This window comes from Sporosarcina sp. SAFN-015 (assembly GCF_059415085.1).
In genome coordinates this window covers 132009-154511 of record NZ_JBPFDR010000004.1, presented here as the reverse complement: position 1 = coordinate 154511, position 22503 = coordinate 132009, and the positions used below count along the sequence as shown (strand labels likewise).

Annotated in this window: 22 protein-coding genes; all 22 read left to right on the top strand. The window is 46.1% G+C overall.

Features of this window, described 5'->3' with window-relative positions; genetic code table 11:
- The first annotated feature begins 64 nt into the window (after nucleotides 1-64).
- The 22 genes from ACR65H_RS08915 (at nucleotide 65) to ACR65H_RS08810 (ending at nucleotide 22499) form a co-directional block, all read left to right on the top strand.
- Nucleotides 65-838 (top strand): ABC transporter ATP-binding protein, encoded by a 774-nt coding sequence (locus tag ACR65H_RS08915; RefSeq protein ID WP_440499824.1) that lies wholly within the window; start codon nucleotides 65-67, stop codon nucleotides 836-838.
- A complete protein-coding gene (locus ACR65H_RS08910) occupies nucleotides 816-1523 on the top strand; it encodes an ABC transporter ATP-binding protein (protein ID WP_440499823.1) in 708 nt (235 codons plus the stop codon). Before ACR65H_RS08915 ends, ACR65H_RS08910 begins: the two co-directional genes overlap by 23 nt.
- Before the next feature lie 13 nt (nucleotides 1524-1536).
- On the top strand, nucleotides 1537-2397 hold the full coding sequence (locus tag ACR65H_RS08905) for a branched-chain amino acid ABC transporter permease (RefSeq protein WP_440499822.1): 861 nt from the start codon (nucleotides 1537-1539) through the stop codon (nucleotides 2395-2397).
- Between the two features lie 4 nt (nucleotides 2398-2401).
- On the top strand, nucleotides 2402-3394 hold the full coding sequence (locus ACR65H_RS08900; protein ID WP_440499820.1) for a branched-chain amino acid ABC transporter permease: 993 nt from the start codon (nucleotides 2402-2404) through the stop codon (nucleotides 3392-3394).
- Nucleotides 3391-4446 (top strand): 3-oxoacyl-ACP synthase, encoded by a 1056-nt coding sequence (locus ACR65H_RS08895; RefSeq protein ID WP_440499819.1) that lies wholly within the window; start codon nucleotides 3391-3393, stop codon nucleotides 4444-4446. The genes ACR65H_RS08900 and ACR65H_RS08895 overlap by 4 nt, the downstream gene beginning before the upstream one ends.
- A complete protein-coding gene (gene phaZ / locus ACR65H_RS08890) occupies nucleotides 4418-5317 on the top strand; it encodes an intracellular short-chain-length polyhydroxyalkanoate depolymerase (RefSeq protein WP_440499818.1) in 900 nt (299 codons plus the stop codon). The genes ACR65H_RS08895 and phaZ overlap by 29 nt, the downstream gene beginning before the upstream one ends.
- 12 nt (nucleotides 5318-5329) lie before the next feature.
- Nucleotides 5330-6070, top strand: coding sequence for a 3-oxoacyl-ACP reductase FabG (gene fabG, locus ACR65H_RS08885; protein WP_440499817.1), 741 nt, complete (start codon nucleotides 5330-5332; stop codon nucleotides 6068-6070).
- A gap of 18 nt (nucleotides 6071-6088) precedes the next feature.
- Nucleotides 6089-7570 carry an AMP-binding protein gene (locus tag ACR65H_RS08880; RefSeq protein WP_440499815.1) on the top strand — a complete coding sequence of 494 codons (1482 nt, stop codon included), beginning with the start codon at nucleotides 6089-6091 and terminating at the stop codon, nucleotides 7568-7570.
- A 135-nt stretch (nucleotides 7571-7705) separates the two neighbouring features.
- On the top strand, nucleotides 7706-8077 hold the full coding sequence (gene flaG, locus ACR65H_RS08875) for a flagellar protein FlaG (RefSeq protein WP_440499814.1): 372 nt from the start codon (nucleotides 7706-7708) through the stop codon (nucleotides 8075-8077).
- A gap of 15 nt (nucleotides 8078-8092) precedes the next feature.
- Complete coding sequence (locus ACR65H_RS08870; RefSeq protein WP_440499813.1) at nucleotides 8093-9598, top strand: flagellar hook-associated protein 2; 1506 nt, start codon at nucleotides 8093-8095, stop codon at nucleotides 9596-9598.
- 67 nt (nucleotides 9599-9665) lie between these two features.
- Nucleotides 9666-10067: a flagellar export chaperone FliS gene (gene fliS, locus ACR65H_RS08865; RefSeq protein ID WP_440499811.1), complete on the top strand. Its 402-nt coding sequence runs from the start codon at nucleotides 9666-9668 to the stop codon at nucleotides 10065-10067.
- Nucleotides 10007-10417, top strand: a complete 411-nt coding sequence (fliT, locus tag ACR65H_RS08860) for a flagellar protein FliT (protein WP_440499810.1) — start codon at nucleotides 10007-10009, stop codon at nucleotides 10415-10417. Before fliS ends, fliT begins: the two co-directional genes overlap by 61 nt.
- Before the next feature lie 395 nt (nucleotides 10418-10812).
- Nucleotides 10813-12294 (top strand): methyl-accepting chemotaxis protein, encoded by a 1482-nt coding sequence (locus tag ACR65H_RS08855; RefSeq protein ID WP_440499809.1) that lies wholly within the window; start codon nucleotides 10813-10815, stop codon nucleotides 12292-12294.
- A gap of 57 nt (nucleotides 12295-12351) precedes the next feature.
- On the top strand, nucleotides 12352-12735 hold the full coding sequence (locus ACR65H_RS08850) for a PilZ domain-containing protein (protein ID WP_440499807.1): 384 nt from the start codon (nucleotides 12352-12354) through the stop codon (nucleotides 12733-12735).
- A 125-nt stretch (nucleotides 12736-12860) separates the two neighbouring features.
- Nucleotides 12861-13424: a ribosome hibernation-promoting factor, HPF/YfiA family gene (gene hpf, locus ACR65H_RS08845; protein WP_440499806.1), complete on the top strand. Its 564-nt coding sequence runs from the start codon at nucleotides 12861-12863 to the stop codon at nucleotides 13422-13424.
- A gap of 313 nt (nucleotides 13425-13737) precedes the next feature.
- A complete protein-coding gene (secA, locus tag ACR65H_RS08840; RefSeq protein ID WP_440499805.1) occupies nucleotides 13738-16242 on the top strand; it encodes a preprotein translocase subunit SecA in 2505 nt (834 codons plus the stop codon).
- Between the two features lie 273 nt (nucleotides 16243-16515).
- Nucleotides 16516-17617 (top strand): peptide chain release factor 2 gene (prfB, locus tag ACR65H_RS08835; protein WP_440500093.1). Its coding sequence is split into 2 segments (ribosomal slippage): nucleotides 16516-16587 and nucleotides 16589-17617, totalling 1101 coding nucleotides; the frame shifts between segments, so codons are not numbered across the junction.
- A 430-nt stretch (nucleotides 17618-18047) separates the two neighbouring features.
- Complete coding sequence (gene cccB, locus ACR65H_RS08830) at nucleotides 18048-18371, top strand: cytochrome c551 (protein ID WP_440499803.1); 324 nt, start codon at nucleotides 18048-18050, stop codon at nucleotides 18369-18371.
- A gap of 340 nt (nucleotides 18372-18711) precedes the next feature.
- Nucleotides 18712-19398, top strand: a complete 687-nt coding sequence (gene ftsE / locus ACR65H_RS08825) for a cell division ATP-binding protein FtsE (RefSeq protein ID WP_440499802.1) — start codon at nucleotides 18712-18714, stop codon at nucleotides 19396-19398.
- On the top strand, nucleotides 19388-20272 hold the full coding sequence (ftsX, locus tag ACR65H_RS08820; RefSeq protein WP_440499801.1) for a permease-like cell division protein FtsX: 885 nt from the start codon (nucleotides 19388-19390) through the stop codon (nucleotides 20270-20272). The genes ftsE and ftsX overlap by 11 nt, the downstream gene beginning before the upstream one ends.
- Nucleotides 20273-20371: 99 nt before the next feature.
- The gene (locus tag ACR65H_RS08815; RefSeq protein ID WP_440499800.1) at nucleotides 20372-21658 is read left to right on the top strand and encodes a murein hydrolase activator EnvC family protein; all 1287 of its coding nucleotides are present in this window, start codon (nucleotides 20372-20374) and stop codon (nucleotides 21656-21658) included.
- 190 nt (nucleotides 21659-21848) lie between these two features.
- Nucleotides 21849-22499 (top strand): hypothetical protein, encoded by a 651-nt coding sequence (locus tag ACR65H_RS08810; RefSeq protein ID WP_440499799.1) that lies wholly within the window; start codon nucleotides 21849-21851, stop codon nucleotides 22497-22499.
- Nucleotides 22500-22503: the final 4 nt, after the last annotated feature.

Below are 22503 nucleotides of genomic sequence, written 5' to 3'. Positions count from 1 at the left end.
TGTCCTTCTCAATCACATCAAAACAGTTTGATCTGATTGAGAAGGATGGGAAGGAGGAAAACGAGTGGAACCGATTATACGAACAGAAAACCTGACAATCCGATTCGGCGGGCATACGGCCGTATCGCATGTAAATTTTGAAATGCCGCCACGGCACTTGAAGTCGATCATCGGGCCGAATGGCGCGGGCAAGACGACGTTTTTCAATTTATTGAGCGGTGAACTGAAACCGACGGAAGGGGACGTCTTCTTCAAAGGAGAATCGATGGCTCCTTTATCTGCAGTTGCCCGGACGCGGAAAGGGCTTGGCCGTTCATTCCAAATAACGAATGTGTTTCCGAATTTGACGGTGCTGGAAAATGTCCGGCTTGCAGTCCAATCAAAAAAAAAAATCCGGTATCAAATGATCCGGCATTTTATCCATTATAAGCAGCTCATCGAAGAGGCGGAGAAATTGATTGCCCTCGTGCTGCTCGATGGCAAAGAACATGCCATCGCAAGCCAATTATCCCATGGGGAGAAGCGGAAGCTTGAAATCGCGATGCTGCTCGCGCTCGACACAGAAGTGCTGTTGCTCGATGAACCGACGGCCGGCATGTCCCTTGAAGAAGTGCCAGCGATATTGGACGTCATCCGAAAAATCAAACAGACGGGTGAAAAAACGATTTTGTTGATCGAGCATAAAATGGATATGATTTTGGATTTGTCGGATTCCATCATGGTGCTCTTCAACGGCAAGCTGCTGGCGGATGGCAGCCCGAAAGAAATTATGGATAACGAAACTGTACAAAATGCGTATTTGGGAGGCCTTTACGATGAAAACCTTGCTGAAAGTTGATGGCATCCATACGCATATCGGCCAGTACCATATCCTTCAAGGCATTTCATTCGAAGCGCGTGAAGGGGAAGTGAGCGTTCTTCTTGGCAGGAACGGAGCGGGTAAGACGACGACATTGAAGACGATTATGGGATTGACGCCTGCTTCGAAAGGTAGCGTTGAATTCATTGGACAGGATATTACGAAAAAACCGACGTATACGATTGCAAACGCCGGAATCGGCTATGTGCCGGAAGACCAAGGTATCTTCGGCGATTTGACCGTTGAGGAGAATATGAAAGTAGCTATGCGGAAAGAAGACGAAGCGGCGTTTGCGCGACAAGATTATGTGCTGGAACTATTTCCGGATTTAAAGAAGTTTTGGAAGAAGGACGGAGGACATTTATCTGGTGGGCAGAAGCAAATGCTTTCGATGGCACGTGCGTTCGTCAATGACAGCAAGCTGCTCCTTATCGATGAACCGTCGAAAGGGTTGGCACCGATCGTCGTAGAGAAGGTAATGGAAGCCATTACGGAAATGAAGAAAAGCACGACGATTGTGCTCGTGGAACAGAACTTCATTATGGCGAGCCGGATTGGCGACCGTTATACGCTCATTGACGACGGGGAAACGGTCCATGCAGGGGATATGGCAGATTTAATCCACAACGAAGAAATAAAACGCAAATACTTAGGAATCGGATGAAGGGGGCTGCACGATGGATTTACTTATCAATTTAACGATAAACGGTTTGGCGACGGGCATGCTCATTTTCCTTCTCGCTTCCGGTTTGACACTCATTTTCGGACTCATGAGCGTGCTGAATTTCGCGCATGGCGGACTGTTCGCGTGGGGTGCGTTTTCAGGCGTATGGTTCTATACGATCTCGGGAAGCTTCATCGTCGGCATTCTTGGCGCCATCCTTACAGGAATCATCCTCGGTTTCATTACCGAAAAGCTGATCATTACGCCGGTGTATGGCAATCACGTCCAGCAGATCCTCATTACACTCGGCTTCATGCTTGTGCTTGCTGAAATGCTGAAAGTCGTTTGGGGGCCGAATCAAATCGCGGCGAAAGTGCCTCCGTATTTGGCGGGTAGCTGGGAGTTCGGGGACGTCCTTATCATTAAATATCGGTTATTCATTATCATCGTAGGCTTCGTCATTTTTGGCATTTTCCAATACATGCTGCAAAGGACAAAAATCGGCCTGATCGTTCGTGCTGGCGTATTGGATAAAGACATGGTTCAGGCGCTTGGCATCAATATTAAGCGCGTTTTCTTGTACGTTTTCATGGCAGGTGCTGCGCTTGCAGCGTTGAGCGGCGTTCTGTTTGCTCCGTATTCAGGTGTCATCTACGCGGAAATGGGTTTTGAATTTGCGATTTTGGCGTTCATTGTCGTTGTCATCGGCGGGATGGGCAGCTTCCCGGGCTCGTTGTTTGCCGCCATTTTGGTCGGTCTCGCGGGAAGTTATATGGCGTATTACGTTCCCGCTCTATCACTTGCGGTCAATATGTTGCTTATGGCAATCGTATTAATATTCCGTCCGCAAGGGCTTTTCACGGCAAAGGGGTGACGGCATGAAAAACAAATTCCAATGGAACAACCTGTTTCTTGCAATCATTGTCATTGTACTCGCCGTTTTCCCGCTCGTTTCGGATTCCAGGACATGGACGATTCTGTTGACGCAGATATTCATCTTTTCGATTTTGGCGATGAGCTATGATATTTTGCTCGGCTATACGGGCATCGTCTCATTCGGGCATGCGATGTTCTTCGGGATGGGAGCGTATACGACCGCAGTCATGCTGAAAAGGATGGAGCCAACGATCGGTGTCTTTATCCTGTCGATCGTTTGTGGGATGCTGCTTGCGGCATTGATCAGTTTCTTTATCGGACTCATGACGCTGCGGCTGAAAAGCCATTTCTTCGCGATGCTCACGTTAGCCGTTTCCGGACTGTTTTTAGTGCTCGCGGAAAAATGGCGTACAGTAACTCAGGGAAATGACGGATTTACGTTCAAGGCACCTGAGTTTTTCAAGGACAGGATGATGTTTTATTTCGCTACGCTCATCTGTCTTGTGCTCGTCTATTTGCTGTTGCGGAGATTCGTCAATTCGCCGTTCGGGCGTGTCCTCGTCGCGGTAAGGGAGAATGAACAGCGGACAAAGTCGCTCGGATTTAACACATTGCATTATAAAGTTATCGCGTCCGTTGTGGCTGGAGTTATCGCAAGCTTGGCGGGCTCGCTATATGCAGTCTCTCTGCGATTCGTCAACACTAGCGTACTGACAATGGATATTACGCTCGACGCGTTGCTCATGACGATCATCGGCGGCGTCGGAACGTTGATCGGCCCGATTGTTGGTGCAGGTGTCATCGAATTGGCCCAACATTATTTATCGGGCCTCGCGAAGGAGTATCCGATTTTTGAAAGATGGATCATTTTCTTCGGAATCGTCTATATCCTGGCGGTCATCTTCTTCCCACGAGGCATTGTCGGGACGATACGCGAGAAGTTCTGGAAGCGTAAAACGAAGACTCGTCCGCTCGGGAAGGAGGAAGTCTCATGACGTCTGTCGGTATTGTTAGTACGGGCACGTATATTCCGTCAACAAAAATGACTGCGGAGGAAATTGCGGAACAATCGGGATTGCCGGTGGACGTCGTGAAGACGAAGATGGGCATAACGGAAAAACCGATTCCTGGGGAGCACGATCATACTGTCGCAATGGGCGTATGGGCAGCCCGAGAAGCGCTCCGGAAAGGGCAAGTCGACCCGAAGGAAATTGACGTCATCATTTATATCGGGGAAGAGCATAAGGAATACCCGTTATGGACAGCTGCCATTAAAATGCAGGAGGAGCTTGGTGCCTATCATGCATGGGCTTTCGACGTCGCGCTCCGCTGCGGAACGGCGATCATGGCGATGAAAGTGGCGAAAAGCCTTATGCTATCAGATCCGGAAATTAAGACGGTCCTTCTCGCGGGAGGGTATCGAAACGGCGATTTCATCGATTATGGAAATGAAAGGACCCGTTTCATGTTTAACTTGGCCGCGGGTGGTGCCGCGATGATTTTACGGCGCGATCATCCTGAAAATATCGTCATGGAAGCGGAACTCATAACGGACGGATCCTTCTCGGAGGATGTCGTCGTTCCTGTCGGTGGGACGAAGAAGCCGCTCACGTCAGAAGATCTGGACAACGGCCTTTACCGTCTGGATGTGCTTGACCCGATCGGAATGAAAGCGCGGCTTGAACAGAAGTCGATGGAAAACTTCTTGAAGGTCATCCGCAGTTCATTGGAAAAAAGCAGACTTACCGAGAAGGACATTGATTATCTCGCAATCTTGCATATGAAGAGGTCGGCGCATGATTACGTCCTGCGCGAGCTCGGTCTTCAGGAAGAGCAATCAGTTTATTTACATGAATACGGTCATATTGGGCAAATGGACCAAATTTTGTCTTTAGAGCTTGCTCAAACGGAAAATAAATTGAATGATGGAGATATCGCTGTACTCGTCAGCGCAGGTATCGGTTACGCGTGGGGAGCGATTACGGTGAAATGGGGAAAAAGCGAGGGGGAAAAGGAAAATGGCACTTCAAAAAGTGGGACTGAATAAAGTGACCTTGGCGAACAATGAACAAATTGCGTATCGGGAAAGAGAAGGCGGCGAGCAAGTCGTCATTCTCGTCCACGGCAATATGACGTCGTCGAAGCATTGGGACATCCTCATTGACGCGATGGATCCGAAGCATAAGATTTACGCGCCGGATAACCGCGGGTTTGGGGAATCCACGTACAACGAAAGAGTGACAGGCATCTGCGATTTTTCGGAAGATCTTCATGGATTCATTGAAGCGTTGGGCCTGAAAGATTTTCATTTAGTAGGCTGGTCGACGGGCGGCGCGATCTGCATGCAATACGTGGCGGATCATCCGGGCAAATGTGAAAAGCTTGTCTTGCTCGCATCCGCTTCCACGCGGGGCTATCCGTTTTTCGGGACAAAGGAGGATGGCAGTCCGAATCTCGAACATCGTCTCCAAACGATCGATGATGTCGAGCAGGACGCTGGCAAAACAATACCGATGCAAGGATTGTACGATACGGAAAACCGGGAAGGGCTGAAAGCAGTCTGGAACGCATTGATCTACACGCATAATCAGCCGGATGCAGCGAAATACGATGAATATATTGATGATATGCTGACGCAGCGGAATTTGGCGGATGTGTATCACTCATTGAACACATTCAATATTAGCCCGCACCATAACGGCTTGAATGAGGGCAGCAACCAGGCGAAGGATATCGACATCCCTGTGCTCGTCTTGCGAGGGGACCGGGACTACGTCGTCAATGCGCAAATGACGGAAGAAATTATGGAAGACCTCGGCGACAATGCGACGTTCGTTTCGCTTGAAGATATGGGGCATTCGCCGTTAGTCGATAATGTAGACAAACTAACGAAAACAATCGAATCGTTTTTGGAGTAAGGAGAGGACAGCATGAGACTATCGGGGAAAGTGGCGATCATTACTGGAGGAGCGAACGGAATCGGCCTTGCTGCGTGCGAGCGTTTTGCGGAAGAAGGGGCTTCTGTCATTATGGCGGATTTTGACGACAATGCAGGAAAAGAGCAGGAATCGGTTTTACAGGAAAAAGGACATGACGTTACATTCGTACAAGTCGATGTCGTCAACCGTGAAAGCGTCGCAAGCCTCGTAGAGCAGACGCTTGCGCAACACGGGCAAATCGATGTGTTAATTAATAATGCGGGCATAACGAAAGACGCGACACTTTTAAAAATGGATCCTGCTGATTTCCAACGAGTTTTGGACGTGAACTTGACTGGCGTTTTCAATTGTACGCAAGCAGTCGCGCCTCATATGATTTCAGCCGGAAGAGGAAAAATCATCAATACATCTTCTGTCAGCGGCGTGTATGGGAATTTCGGTCAAACGAATTATGCGGCGACAAAGGCGGCGGTCGTCGGGATGACGAAGACGTGGGCGAAGGAATTAGGGCGTAAAGGGATTAACGTGAATGCGGTAGCACCTGGTTTCACGGCGACAGCTATGGTTGAAAAAATGCCGGAGAAAATCATAAAACAGATGGAATCGGTCGTTTCATTGCAACGGCTCGGAAAGCCTGAAGACATCGCGAATGCGTATCTTTTCTTAGCGAGCGGAGAATCGGACTATGTCCACGGACACGTTTTACATGTTGATGGCGGCATAACGATGTAATAGAAGGAGGGGTTCCGCGTGTTCCATGAGCATGGCTGGATATTGAAAAGGGCCGCACTCTCCGCGGAACGGCCCGCATTGATTGACGTCCATTCGGAGACGTGCTGGACTTACGCGGATTTAAAAGATCGAATCCTTCGATGGGTATCCTTTTTCCGAGAGCAAGGATACGAAAAAGGGGAGCGCATTGCTGTCTATTCGCCGAACAACCCGGAGCTCTTCGCCGTCCTGTTCGCTTGTGGACTGCAAGGATTACTATACGTCCCGCTTAATTGGCGGTTAAGCCAACCTGAATTGCAAGCGCTGCTCGATGACTGCAATCCGGTTTTGCTTCTTTTCCACGATGATTTCGAAGATCGTATGGATGGATTGTCAGCGAAGAATTCCATTTCGCTTTCCGTTATCGAGACGGTTCGTGAAACGGTAAGCTGGCAACCGTCCGATCTTCATGATCGATCCGACACGTGGATGATCATTTATACGGGCGGCACGACTGGGTTGCCGAAAGGGGTCATGCTTTCCAATGATGCGGTCAATTGGAATTCGCTCAATACGATTGCAAGCTGGGGATTGTCAAGCCGTGATACGACGATCAGTTATATGCCGCTTTTTCATACGGGCGGGCTTAACGCATTGAGCATCCCATTGCTTATGGCGGGCGGAACAGTCGTAGTCGGGCATAAGTTTGAACCGACGGAAGCACTTATCGCAACGGATAAATATGAAGCGACGATCTCATTGTTTGTGCCGACGATGTATCAATTGATGATTGGAACATCCTATTTCAGGCAATCTTCATTTCCATCGATGAACGTCTTCCTGTCCGGGGGAGCGCCTTGTCCGCAGACGGTTTACCATTCCTTCCGTGCAAAAGGGCTGCGATTCAAGGAAGGGTATGGTTTGACGGAGGCGGGACCGAATAATTTCTTCATCGACCCCGAATTGGCGGAGAGGAAGATTGGGTCTGTCGGGAAAAGCATGCTGTTCAATGAAATACAAGTGGTGGACGATCAAGGGAATCGTTGCCGGACCGGCGAGATCGGTGAATTGCTGCTGAAAGGTCCGCATGTCTTTTCCGGCTATTGGAATAAACCACGTGAAACAATACAAGTCATGAAGGACGGATGGCTTTGTACGGGTGATCTTGCGAAAATTGACGATGACGGAGATGCGTTTATCGTCGGTAGAAAAAAAGATATGATCATTACAGGCGGAGAAAATGTGTATCCGCAAGAAGTCGAACAGTGCCTCGTCACGTATGAAGGCATTCGAGAAGCCGCTGTCGTCGGTTTTGCCGATGCCGTGTGGGGAGAAACGGTCGTCGCATTTGTTGCGATTGACGCGGAATATAGTTTCGATGAGGTTTCGCTAGTAACACATTGCAAAGCTTCGCTGGCTTCCTATAAAGTTCCGAAAAAGTTCATCGTGCTGCCCGAGCTGCCGAAAACGCACGTCGGGAAAATTGACAGTGGGAGCTTGTGTAAAATGCTCATGAAATAATAGGTGTCTCTTAAGCCGCTTTTGGCTTGGAGACACTTTTTTATTCCAATCATTTTTCCAGTTTGGCTCAACTTTTCTCGACGAAGGCCGATAGAAAGAGTAATGGGATTTTCAAAAACAGGGAGGGTTTGGAGTATGGTCGGACGAATTGGGGGAGCGAACAGCACACAGCAAATGAGCGTAAAAGTGGAAAGTGCAGCACCGGATAGGGGAATCGCGGTAGCGGAAGTGCAAGCCGTCTCCGTACAAAACGAACAGCAAAAAGGGGAAGAACGTCAACTGCCCGTTGAAAAAGCGCAGCAGATGACCGATAGTATGAATAAGTTCCTCGAAAGCGTAAACACGCAATTACGATTCAAATTGCATAATGAACTAAAGGAATACTACGTGACAATCGTCGACTCGAAAACAGACGAAGTGGTCCGAGAGATTCCTTCGAAAAAACTGATGGATATTTACGCAGCCATGAAGGAGTTTGTCGGATTGCTCATCGACCGGAAAATTTGAGGAGGTACTTAACACATGCGAATTAGTGGATTAGCGACAGGAATGGATACGGAACAGATTATCAAAGATATGATGACAGCGAATCGTATCCCTTTGGATAAGATTACTCAGAAGAAGCAGTACTTGGAATGGCAGTTGGATGATTATCGCAGCATTAATAGAGATCTATTCTCTCGATATAACAATCTGTTTGACACAATTATGAAGGAAAGCACGTTTAATGTGAAGAAGATGAACAACTCGAATGAGGCCGCGGTTAGCATTCGTGCTTTGAACGCGACAGGTGAGTTCTCGGGAACAATTGAAGTTAATAGTTTGGCTACACAGGCGACTTTGCATGGAGACTCGTTTTTCGATCAAGGAAAACTGAAAATTGGTGGGAATGAAGTAACATCTGAGGAATTTTCAAAGGCTAAGTTTAGTGAACTTGGATTAGGTACTGGAACAATATCAATCAAAGCACCTAATCAGCAGGAAGCGGTTAACATTGTAGTCACTGCAGACTCAACGATAAATTCAGTACTTAAAGAGATAAATGAAAAGACGGGTGTAAATGCATTTTTCGATTCAGGTAAAGGTGTTATTGCGATGTCTGCTAAGAATACTGGAGCAGGGAAAATAGAAATTTCCGGCGATGCAGGACTGTTAAAATTGCCTACTGATCTCGCATCAGCAAATAATCGAGGAGGGACAGACGCAAGTTTCAAATTCAATGGTCTAGAAACAACCCGTCCTTCTAACACATTCACCATCAACGGGTTCGAAATCAACCTGAAGGAACCGACAACAACTGCTGTAACATTCAGCTCCGCACCTGACACTGACAAAGTGGTCGAGTCAGTCGTGAAATTTGTGGATGACTACAATAAGCTGATTGAGGACTTGAATGCTAAAATACGCGAGCCGAAATACCGTAATTTCCAACCACTATCTGACGAGCAGAAAAAAGAGATGAAAGAGAAAGAAATCGAGCTATGGGAAGAAAAAGCGAAGAGCGGTACGCTACGTAACGATCCATCTATTTCAAGTATGCTTACAAGTTTACGCTCCATCATGAATAGTTCGGTCCATGTTGGTCCGGGAGAGAATGATAAGATGAGCTTGCGTGATCTCGGGATTTCTACGACCATGAACTATAAGGATAATGGCAAGCTCGTTATTGATGAGAAGAAGTTGCGTGAGGCGATTTCCGCAGATCCTAATAAAGTATACCAATTGTTCAATAAAAAACCGACCGATGACAAAGATCCAAAAGACGGCGGAATTGCAGTGCAGTACCGTAAAGTGATCGGTGATACGCGTAAAATCATTGAGAAGAAGGCTGGTACGAGTGATGCGGTGAATGATACATTCGTATTGGGCCGTACCCTCAAAAGCATGAACCAACAAATCGAACGTTTCGAAGATCGCTTGAAAATGACAGAAAATCGTCTTTGGAAACAATTTACCGCAATGGAAAAAGCCATTCAACGTGCGAATGCTCAGTCAGCGAGTATGATGAACATGTTTGGCGGCCAGTAAGAATAGCAAGTAAAAGGGAACGTTCTCTATGAAGAAAGAAAGCCCCTTAAAAGGAGATATGCAATCAATGGCAATTAACAATCCATATGCAACGTATCAGAATAACTCTGTGAACACATCGACACCTGGTGAACTGACACTCATGCTCTATAATGGGTGCTTGAAATTTATTCAACAGGCAAAGAAGGCAATGGATCAAGGGAATATCGAAGAAAAGAATACGGCGACTCAAAAGGCACAGGCAATCGTGTCCGAGCTGATGGTGACATTGGACATGTCCGTTCCGGTTTCTGAAAATATGATGGTGCTCTATGATTTCGTCAATAATCGTTTGATTGAAGGAAATATTAAAAATGACATCACACTTTACGATGAAGCTGCAGACATTATTACGGAGTTTCGCGATACGTGGAAGCAAGTGATCCAAATCAATCGCACGAAGCAGTACGCGAATACGGACGAAATATGATTCGGCCGGCAATGATCCGGTGGCAAGAGGTTGCCCGGCAGCTTCTGTCAGCTACAAGCCGCACAGAGGAAGAACATCGGGATGCCGTCATCAACGAAATTAACCAGCTACTCGATGAAAGGGATGCGTTGCAGGCGGATATCATCGCTCCTTTCTCGCCAGAAGAAGAGGTATTGGGCAAGGAGCTCGTCGCACTCGAAAAAGAAGTCTCCGCAGCGCTTGCATCTTATACAAAAAGAATACGTATCGACATTACTGCGGCTCAATCCAAGAAAGAACATGTCAAAAGTTATGTGAATCCATACGGAAAAGTTGCCCGTGATGGCACATTTTATGATACGAAACAATAATAAGCGGACGAAGGAATATGTAGTATTTTCCTTCGTCTTTTTTTGTCCGCAGAATGTATCGTAAGGACTGTTATTAGGCGGTTATGATACTGTTTCAAGCGAATTAGTTTGTTTATCAAGCGGTCTGGCTGCCATTTCAGGCGGTTCCATCTAGCTTTCAGGCGAACATGGCGCCATTTCAGGCGATTCGCTCTGGTTATCAGGCGGTTCCATCCAGCTTTCAGGCGAACATCGCGCCATTTCACGCGATACTCTCTAGCTTTCAGGCGGTCCCGACATTTTCAACCGTTCCTCAGATTACTTCAGCACTATTTTTCATATGGAACAAATTTACTATTCATGATACATTGAAAATAGAGACAAGGGATTAACGAAACCGACAAGGGGGAATGGAAATGATAACTGAAAACGTGGATAAATTAATGCAAGAGCAATTTGCGAAGAAAAATTTCATATTGTTCATTACACTCGGCGCATCAAGCTTAATTGGAGCTATTTATTATTTTTTAACCGGGCAAGATGCGTTGAAGACGATCAGCATGACAATTCCAATGGCGATGTCGGTCATTTTCTTCCTTTTATCGCGGAAAATAATCATTATTGAAAAGTTGTTTCCATGGGCGATCATCGGGATTACCTCGCTTGCCGCCATTTTCAATGGAATCGTCGGGGATCCGTCCATTGCGACTGCCGGCATTGCCTTTTTCATTGCGGGAATCGCTAGCGTCCATGCTTCGATGCGGATCATGTCGTACGGCTTCGGTCTATCCATCGTTGTTATGATCATATTTTTGACGAACTATCCGTACCAGGAACAGATCGCGTCAAGCAAAGGAAGCATGATGCTCCCGCTTATCCTCATGGCAGTCGGACTGCTTATCCAAATTAGGCAGACAAAAAAACTGGAGTTGCGAGTGAATCAATACACGTTTGAACAGGCGGAACTTGCGAAAGAAGAGGAACGGAAACACCGCAGTTTAAACGCAAACGTCGAGCAAGTGGCGGATGATCTAACGTCAATCGGAAATACGGCAGAACGCCATCTTGCTTCTCAAAAAGAATTGTTGGACATTATGAATGCGATTGCGGCAGGTGTGGAGCAGGAAGCTGAACAGATTGGCAAGATTGCAGAAAATGCGAGTCGGACACAGAACGATGTCATCGATATGCAGAATGAGACGCAATCGATGGTTGAGGAAGCCGCAAAACTAAGATCGGAATCCGATGAAGTCGTGGTCCTGATGCGCAATGTGCAAGCCGGCATGGATGAGGTTGAACAGTTGTTGAATGATTTGAATGGCTCATTCGGCGCGCTCACCCAAAACATTGAACGGACAAATGCACTCGCAAAATCGATTGCGACGATTACGGAGCAGACGAATTTACTCGCTTTGAATGCGTCCATTGAAGCTGCGCGTGCAGGAGATCACGGAAAAGGGTTTGCGGTTGTTGCGGAAGAAATCCGGAAACTCGCCAATATGACAGCCGAGACGCTGACGGAAATCAATGGCAACTTAAATGACGTCAATACGATGAACGGCCGCTCCCGCGAGAATTTAACAGCGAGCACCGGCAAATTGAAATCGCAAGGGACGATGACTGTCCAGGCGGAAAAGAAAATTGAGCGGATGCATCAAACGTTGGATGGGCTGCATAGGAAGTTTGAAATGTTTGATTCCAAAATGAAAATCATTTCGGAAGAGACGTCCGATATCGGTGAAATGACTGGCACGTTCGCGGATCTGCTTATGCAATCAAGCGCTTCTCTGGAAGAAGTAAATGCAACGGTGCATGCGACAGTCGCGGATAACGAGCAGATTGTTAAGACTTTGGACGGAACGATGAGACGAACGAGGGAGATGGCTGAAGTTAGATAATACTCCCCAGATTTGGTATACTGAATATAGGGAATAGATAAGGAATAGGGTGATGAAATGCTGTATAAACGACATGAGTATTTCAGGCATTCATTTGGGACTCCCCTGAATGCAACTTTTCGGATCGTCATTGGAGAAAGTGCGAATGAGTCCAATCCGGGAGACTGTTTGTTGCTCGATATCAGTCCGGGTGGAACGAAAATCGCCACCGATTTCGATTTACCTACAGAGAATGGGCCACTTACTGTGCGGCTCCACTTCACCCTTTTCGAAACGCCGATCGATGTGGAAGGAAAGATTGCATGGAAAAAGCAATCCGCCGGCGGTTTCCAGTACGGTATAGACTTTGTTGAAGATCCTTCCATGGAGAAGTTGATCGTCGATGATCTGAAGCTGCGCAGGCGGACGGAAATCGGGACAACGGACAGGAAGAAGAGCTAAAAAACTCCAACGTGATGATTCCGTCACATTTCGACAAGATTTTAATTTTTCTTCGAATGAAAAGAAGGAAATTAAAATATAGATGTAGAAGTATACATTAACGGTTAATTAAAGGAGGAGTTCATATGCTAGACTTTAACATCCGAGGGGAAAACCTTGAGGTAACTCCGGCAATTCGTGAGTACGTCGAGAAGAAAGTACTGAAGCTCGAAAGATACTTCACAGAGGGCGCGAACGCAACAGCCCACGTAAACCTGAAAGTGTATAACGACAGACAGACTAAAGTAGAAATAACTATTCCGATGAAGAATTTGACTCTCCGAGCTGAGGAGCGCCATGACGATATGTACGCAGCAATCGACTTGATCGTCGACAAGCTCGAGCGTCAAATCCGGAAATATAAAACAAGAGTGAACCGCAAATTCCGCGAACGCGAAGGTGTCGCAGCCTTCCTGCAATCCGTCGAGAGAGAAAAGAACGGCAATGAAGACGTTGCGGCCGATGAAGTTGAATTCCAAGTTGTCCGCACGAAGCAATTCGATTTGAAGCCGATGGATCAAGAGGAAGCAATCTTACAAATGAACATGCTTGGCCACAGCTTCTTCATCTTCACTGATGCAGAATCTGACGGCACAAACATCGTCTATAAACGGAAAGACGGTAAATACGGATTGATTGAAACGAATTAATCGTCTACGAATCGCCCCCGGAGAAATCCGGGGGTTTTATTATGAGCGGGAAAATAATGTATGCACCTTTTGTGCCGTTTTTGCGTCTTAATAATTATTTATGAGTGTCTAAGCGTAATTATGCTCGCTTCTTTTGATTTATGAATAATGAACAGCGTTTTTGCGCTTTTCGAAGCTTTTCTCCGTTTTAAAGTTGCGAGCTGTTTTAGAAAAACGATTTTTCAAAAAATCTGTACTAATCTACCCAGACTATTTGCACCGTGCTTTTCAGAGTGTTAAAATGAAGGGTGAACTTAATGAGGATGTGACGTAAATGCTTGGCGTATTGAATAAAATGTTTGATCCGAATAAAAGAGATTTAAAACGTCTTGAAAAGATTGCAGATAGAGTCGAAGAGCATGCGGCCGAAATGGAGCGGCTTTCCGACGAACAACTGAGAGCGAAAACGGCGGAATTCCAAGAGCGCGTTGCGAACGGCGAGTCGATTGATGACATCCAGCCGGAAGCATTCGCGGTCGTTCGTGAAGCTTCACGCCGTGTGCTTGGCATGTATCCATTCCGTGTCCAAATCATGGGTGCAGCTGCGTTGAACGAAGGGAATATCGCGGAGATGAAGACCGGGGAAGGGAAGACGTTAACGTCGACGCTCTCGGTTTATTTGAATGCGCTTGAAGGAAAAGGCGTCCATGTCGTAACGGTGAACGAATACCTCGCTAGCCGTGATGCGACGGAAATGGGCGAGCTATTCGAATTCCTCGGCATGACAGTCGGCTTAAACTTGAATAGCTTGTCGAAAGAGGAAAAGCGCGAAGCGTATGCAGCGGACATTACGTATACGACGAACAATGAGCTTGGATTCGACTACTTGCGTGATAATATGGTCCTGTATGATGAGCATAAAGTGCAACGGCCGCTTCATTATGCGGTCATTGACGAAGTTGACTCCATTTTGATTGATGAGGCGCGTACGCCGTTGATCATTTCCGGTCAAGCGTCGAAGTCGGCGGAGCTATACCGTTTGGCGAACCGTTTCGTCATTACGTTGAAAAAGGAAGAAGATTATTCTTATGATGAGTCGACGAAAGGTGTCGTTTTGACGGAATCGGGTATCGAGAAAGCGGAGAAGGCTTTCGGCATCGAGAACCTATTCGACTTGAAGCATGTTACGTTGAACCATGCGATCAACCAATCATTGAAGGCGCATGCGAGCATGCATATCGACGTCGATTACGTCGTTCAAGAAGGCGAGGTCGTCATCGTCGATTCGTTCACGGGACGTTTAATGAGTGGTCGCCGTTACAGCGATGGCTTGCATCAGGCGATTGAGGCAAAAGAAGGCCTTGAAGTCCAAAATGAAACGATGACACTTGCAACAATTACGTTCCAAAACTTCTTCCGTATGTATGATAAGCTATCCGGTATGACCGGTACAGCGAAAACGGAAGAGGAAGAGTTCCGTAATATTTACAATATGAACGTCATTGCGATCCCGACAAATCGTCCGATTGCGAGGGATGACCGTCCAGATTTGATTTACGCGTCAATGGACGGGAAGTATAAAGCGGTTGCCGAAGACATTAAGGAACGCCATAAAAAAGGGCAGCCTGTTCTTGTCGGTACAGTGGCGATTGAAACGTCTGAAATCATCTCGAACTTCTTGAAGAAATATGGCATTCCACATAATGTATTGAATGCGAAAAACCATGGCCATGAAGCTGATATCATTTTAGAAGCAGGTCAAAAAGGTGCCGTCACGATTGCGACGAACATGGCGGGCCGTGGTACGGACATCAAGCTTGGTGAAGGTGTGCAAGATCTTGGTGGACTTGCGGTCATTGGTACGGAGCGACATGAATCACGTCGTATCGACAATCAGTTGCGTGGACGTTCCGGACGTCAAGGAGATCCGGGTGTGACACAGTTCTACTTGTCTCTTGAAGATGAATTGATGCGCCGTTTCGGTTCCGAGCAAATGAAAGGCATGATGACGAAGCTTGGCATGGACGATACAACGCCGATCCAATCGAAAATGGTATCGCGTTCCGTGGAGTCTGCGCAAAAACGCGTCGAGGGGAATAACTTTGATTCCCGGAAACGTTTGCTGCAATATGACGATGTGCTCCGTCAACAGCGTGAAATCATCTATAAGGAACGTAATGAAGTGCTTGCGTCCGAGAATATCCGTGAAGTACTTGAAGGCATGTTGACGAATGTCATCGATCGTGCCGTTGAGATGCATGCACCTGATGAGAAGGAAACGGAATGGAAATTGAAAGGTCTTGAAGATTTCCTCGGTGCGAACCTTCTTCCTGAAGGCCGGTTGACGGCGAAGGACATGGAAGGAAAATCAGAAGAAGAATTGAAATCAATGATTCACGATGCGGTCATTGAACGATATAATGAGAAGGAAGCTGAAATGTCTGAGGATCGGATGCGCGAATTTGAAAAGGTCGTCCTTCTGCGGGCGATCGATTCGAAATGGACCGATCATATTGACGCGATGGATCAATTGCGTCACGGTATCCATTTACGTGCATATGGCCAAACGGATCCGCTTCGTGCGTATCAATCCGAAGGCTTTGCCATGTTTGAGGAAATGGTGACGTCCATCGAAAACGATGCCGCGAAATATGTCATGAAGGCTGAAATTCGCAACAACCTCGAGCGCGAGGAAGTAGCGAAAGGGCAAGCCGTCAACCCGAAAGAAGACGGCGAAAAAGTGACGAAAAAACCAGTGCGCCGCGCTGTCAACATCGGCCGGAACGATCCGTGCCCTTGCGGAAGCGGCAAAAAGTACAAAAACTGCCACGGCAAATAATTGCTGTCAGGCACAAATTGCACCAACTTGACTTCCCATCAGCGAGCGCGGTTATCTACGCTTACTGATGGAAGTTTCATTTATGTCACTTCAATTTTTGAAGTAACTTGGATTGTAGTGAAAGGCGGCGACTCCTGCGGGAAAAGCGTGTCCAGGTGAGACCCCGCAGTCGCTTGCGACGAGGAGGCTCACGGACCGCCCGCGGAAAGCGTCCGCCTGTAGCGGAAATCCTGTTGAACACACATTTTTTTATTTTCAGGAGGAACAACTATGATGGAATTATCCGATGTACGGAACGAGCTTGACAAAACAGCTAAGAAATTAGCGGACTTCAGGGGGTCTCTTTGACTTAGAAAACAAAGAGGCACGTATGCAGGAATTAGACGAAGTAATGCTGGAGCCAGGCTTCTGGGATAACCAGGACAGCGCGCAAAAAGTCATTTCGGAATCAAATGCACTGAAAGCGTCAGTCGGCTCATTCCATGAATTGAGTGACACGCAGGAAAACTTGGAAATGACGCTTGAATTGCTTCGTGAAGAAGCTGACGAAGAGCTTCAAGAAGAATTAGTCTCCGAGCTGAAAGAGTTCAAGAAAAAAATGGAAGACTTCGACTTGCAAATGCTATTAAGCGACGAGTTCGACAGCAGCAATGCCATCCTTGAAATCCATTCTGGTGCAGGTGGAACGGAGTCCCAAGACTGGGCTTCCATGTTGCTCCGTATGTATCAAAGATGGGCTGAAGACCAAGGCTATAAAGTAGAGACGCTTGACTATCAAGCAGGTGACGAAGCCGGCGTGAAGTCTGTGACACTTTCCATTAAAGGCCATAATGCATACGGCTATTTGAAAGCGGAAAAAGGCGTTCACCGTCTTGTACGTATCTCGCCATTCGATTCATCAGGCCGTCGACACACATCCTTCTCATCTGTAGAAGTGATGCCTGAATTTGACGGGGACATCGATATTGAAATCCGTACAGAAGATTTAAAAATCGATACGTACCGTTCAAGCGGCGCAGGCGGCCAGCACGTCAATACGACGGATTCCGCAGTCCGGATCACGCATATTCCAACGGGCGCGATCGTGACATGTCAAACCGAACGTTCACAGATCAAAAACCGTGAGCGTGCGATGAACCTCTTGAAAGCGAAGCTCTACCAAATTAAAGTCGAAGAGGAAGAAGCGCGTTTAGCTGAAATCCGAGGCGAGCAAAAAGAAATCGGATGGGGAAGCCAAATCCGTTCATACGTGTTCCACCCGTATTCCATGGTGAAGGATCATCGTACAAACGAAGAGACAGGAAACGTAGGCGCAGTTATGGACGGGGAAATCGATATGTTCATTAACGCATATTTACGTTCGAAAATTTCATAAAACAATCAAAAAAGTGCACTTTTGTGCGCTTTTTTGTTTTATCCACATGCCGAGAATAAGAAATCGATCAGTTTCGGATGGATATCGTTCATTTTCACAAATGTATCGATCATTATCCGAAAGTTATCGGTCAATTCCCAAGAGTTATCGGTCAATTTCACAAAGATATCGTCATTTCGTGACTTAACACCTACGTCCAGAAAAGCTCGTTCTATGTCTCCCTCTGAAGTATGAAAAATATCTAAAGGGTTTGAAATACCGTTTTCCGTCTATAGTAATAGATAAAGGTGAATGGGAAAACCGTTAGGAGAAAAACTTACCAATTTGTCATCAATTTGATAAAAATGGGTACCTACCCTCACGGTGTATAATCCCGTTCCTTTGGTATACTAAGCATGTAGGATAATTTTTTACGACGGGAGGAAACAACATGAAGAACAAGCTACTAGCAACGTTGTTTGGTGCAGCGCTTGTACTTGGCGCATGTGGCGGCGGTAATAACAATAATAATGCCGGTGAAGGTGATACGGCGAGCGTTGACGCGGACAAAGTTTTCCAATCGAACTGTGCGACTTGTCATGGCGGCAATCTTGAAGGACGTGGAAATGCTCCGGCATTGGCGAACATCGGATCCGAGCTTTCCGAGAGTGAAATTCACGATATTATTCAAAACGGTAGAGGCGGTATGCCAGGTGGATTGATCCAAGGCGAAGAATTGGATGCAGTTACAAAATGGCTTGCTGAAAAGAAATAATTTATTTTTGAAAAACGCAATGGGTGAATTGACCTGTTGCGTTTTTTGTATGAAAATGAAAATAAGTGGAAATTAAATGCCGAAACTATTGCACAAATATTACATAGAAGCACTTTCCCTGTCGAAAAACCATACTAAAAATCAAATAAAAACATTTTATTTTCGTACTGAAAAAGGGAAGGTCACGCTTTTCGTGACGATTTGACATTAGGAATAATAAAGCTGTTGAATTGTGTCATCTCAAATGAAACATATCTGTAATACTTAGCAAGCCTTATCATGTTATAATAAATTTGTCGGCAAAAAATGAGGAATACAATATGATTCAGGTGGTTTTTACATGATTGTAATGAAAGATGTTTATAAGAAATACCCGAACGGGGTTGTTGCGGCAAATGGCATCAACGTCGAAATCGGTCGAGGCGAGTTTGTTTATGTCGTTGGACCTAGCGGTGCGGGGAAATCGACGTTCATTAAAATGATGTATCGCGAGGAATCCCCGACAAAAGGCGACATTATCATTAACGGCATCAATCTTGCGACATTGAGAAATAAAAGAGTCCCTTATTTAAGAAGGCAGATTGGCGTCGTATTCCAAGACTTTAAACTACTTCCTAAATTGAATGTTTACGAGAATGTCGCGTTTGCGCTTGAAGTGATCGAGGAATCACCGAAGCAAATCCGAAAAAAAGTGAATGATGTGTTAGCGTTAGTCGGATTGACACAAAAGGCGAGAATGTTCCCGAATGAGTTGTCGGGAGGCGAGCAGCAACGGGTTTCCATTGCCCGCTCCATCGTCAATGTCCCTAAGGTCGTCATCGCGGACGAGCCGACGGGGAACCTGGATCCAGATACATCTTGGGAAATTATGAAGATATTTGAACAGATCAATGCGCGCGGCACGACAGTCGTCATGGCCACGCATAATAAAGAGATCGTAAATACAATCAGACATCGTGTCATCGTCGTCGATGGCGGCATGATTACGAGAGATGAATATGAAGGGGTATACGGTTATGAAAGCTAGGACGATGGGGCGGCATCTCAGAGAAAGCCTTAAAAGCCTCGGCCGGAACAGCTGGATGACGTTCGCCTCTGTCAGTGCAGTAACAGTTACACTTCTGCTCGTCGGGGTGTTCATCGTCATCATGATGAACTTGAACCAATTGGCGGACAATCTAGAGAACGATGTGGAAATCAAAGTCATCACAGAGCCGGCGGCAGATGCTGAGGCGATTAAAATACTAGAAAAGCAAGTACGGGATACACCCGGTGTAAGCGAAGTTATCCATGCAACGAAGGACGAAGAACTGGATAAGATGATAAGTTCTTTCGGGGATGAATTGAATCTGTACAAGCAAAGCAATCCGTTAGGGGACGCTTTCTATGTAAAAGCGGCGGATCCTCATAAGACGGCCGAAGTCGCCATGAAGATCGATACGTATGACAATACGTACCAAGTCGTCTATGGCGAAGGGAAGATCGAGAAATTGTTCAATGTGCTCAATATGAGCAGAAACATTGGAATGGTGCTTATCTTAGCCCTATTATTCACTGCTATGTTCTTAATTTCAAATACGATTCGTCTCACAATTGTTGCGAGAGGACGAGAAATCGAGATTATGAAACTAGTAGGCGCCACGAATAGCTTTGTCCGCATTCCATTCGTATTGGAAGGGGTTTGGCTAGGTGTTCTTGGGTCGATCATTCCGATGGCCGTCATTTCTGTTTCGTATTATGAGCTTTATTCACAATGGCAGCCAAGATTACAGAACGAATTATTCCAATTATTAAGTGCTACACCTTTCATTCTCCAAGTGAATGCACTTCTTCTATTCATGGGTGTATTTATCGGAGTATGGGGCAGTTTCATGTCTGTCCGCAAATTTCTTAGAGTCTAATAAGCTGTCATGCAAAAGAGGGAGCGCTGTAGTCCCTGGCCACGGCTCGATTATGAACGAATCAACCTGCAGCACTAGCTTAAAGGGGGAAATAAGAAGTTGAACAAGCGTAGATGGATTATGGTGATGTTTGCCGTAGTCTTGCTGATGACCACAATCGTAGGTGAATCAGGAGCTTTGGCGAGCACATTGAACGATTTGAAGAAGGAACAAAAGCAAAACCAGCAAAAGAAACAGAACTTGAAATCAAGCATTAACAACAAAGACAATGCCATTAAAACGACTGAAACTGAAATTGAAAAGTTTTTGAAACAAATTAGTAAGTTGAATAAAGAAATTGAAGAAACGAACGCGAACATTAACCGTGTCATCGATAAGATCAACAAAACGACTGAAGAGATCGAAGAGTTGAAAGCATCTATCGTAGATCTGGAAAACAAGATTGCCGAACGTGACGTTGTCCTTCGGGAACGCGTACGTGCCATGCAAGTGAAGGGCAACGATGTCAACTACATAGACGTCTTGCTTGGGGCGAACAGCTTCGCTGATTTCATCGACCGTTTTTCAGCTGTGACAACGCTGATGGATGCGGACCGTGATATTATGCGGAGACAGCAAGAAGATATCGAGCAGCTGGAAAAAGAAAAAGCGCTCGTTGAAAAGAAACTGAAAGAGCTGGAAGAAGACAAAGCGAAGCTTGATAAGCTGAAAGCGAACCTGAAATCTAGAAAACAAGAGAAAAATAAAGTAATTGACCAATTGGAAGCGGAGCAGGAAAGGCTTTCAAGGGAAAAGGAACAGTTGGAAGAAGAGCTTCACGAAGCGATTGAAATCGATGCACAACTAGAGAAGAAAGTAATCGCCGAACAGAAACGGATAGCAGAAATTGCCCGTAAAGAAGCGGAACGTAAACGGAAAGAAAGAGAAGCGGCTGCAGCAGCTAAACCAGGCTCGTTGCCGCATGTTTCAAACGGCTTCTGGACAAAACCAGCGAATGGTCGATATTCATCTTCATTTGGTTGGCGTGTCCATCCGATTTATAATACGAAGCGTCAACACCGTGGCGCAGACATTGCCGCACCGATTGGGACGCCAGTCGTAGCAGCTGGTGATGGTGTCGTTTCCTATGCCGGCCAAATGGGCGGTTACGGGAATGTCATTATGATTACGCATTCTACGAACGGCAGCATTTTCACGACCGTTTACGCGCATTTATCGAAAATCAGTGTCAGCAGCGGACAAGTTGTCGACAAAGGCACCTATATCGGGGCTACCGGCAATACGGGAGCATCAACGGGTCCTCACTTGCATTTCGAAATGCATATAGGAAGTTGGACAGCATCCGGTCCTAGCGCTGTGAATCCTTTGAGATACGTATCATTTTAACTAAAAATGAAGTCTAGGAACTGCACCTCAATTCGGAGGTGCAGTTTTTTCTGTTGCAAACATTTTTATATTTGACGGAAGTTCACAAAGTCTTTCCATTTGTCTTAGATACTTGAGGCATTATGCTCGCATAGTCATTATATTTGCATTAGCATATACCCATACACGTATTAAAGGGGAGTATACTTGGATGACAGTCACTAAACTGTTTTACATCGTCAATCTAACGGTTCCATCGACGTGGATTGCTCTCATCATCGCATTCCTTCTTTCATATATTGCTATCCGGCTGAAATTTGGGAAACAGATTGCAAATCGTTTCGGCGACGCCATTTTTTATCTTATTATCATATGGAAACTGTCGGTGATCATTACAGATTTCAAAATCGTCATTCAGGCCCCACTCTCGATTGTTTACTTCAATGGAGGGATTGTCGGATTTATCCTCGGATTGGCATACGTGGCATTCCGGACATGGCTTGATTGGAAAAAGGGTCGAGTTGATAAGGATGTGCTCGCTGCATTATTTATTGGTGCCGTATCCGTCCAAGCAATATTCCAAGTGATGATGGTGCTCTTGAATGAAGGGAGCTTGCTCGCACGAGTCGGGACGGCAGTCGTGTTTCTTGGCTATCTGTTTTTCGTATGGAAAAACGTGGAGGTTAGCAGAAGCCATATTGTATATCTTTCGTTGCTCTTCATGGCGGCTCATGTATTTGTCGCAGTGATACAGCCGAAAGGTTTGATGAATCCGCCACTGCTTGTGACATTTTTGCTCGGTCTATTTTTTATAGTGATATTTGTGGATAAACGTACATCTGAACTAACGAACGGGGGATAACAGG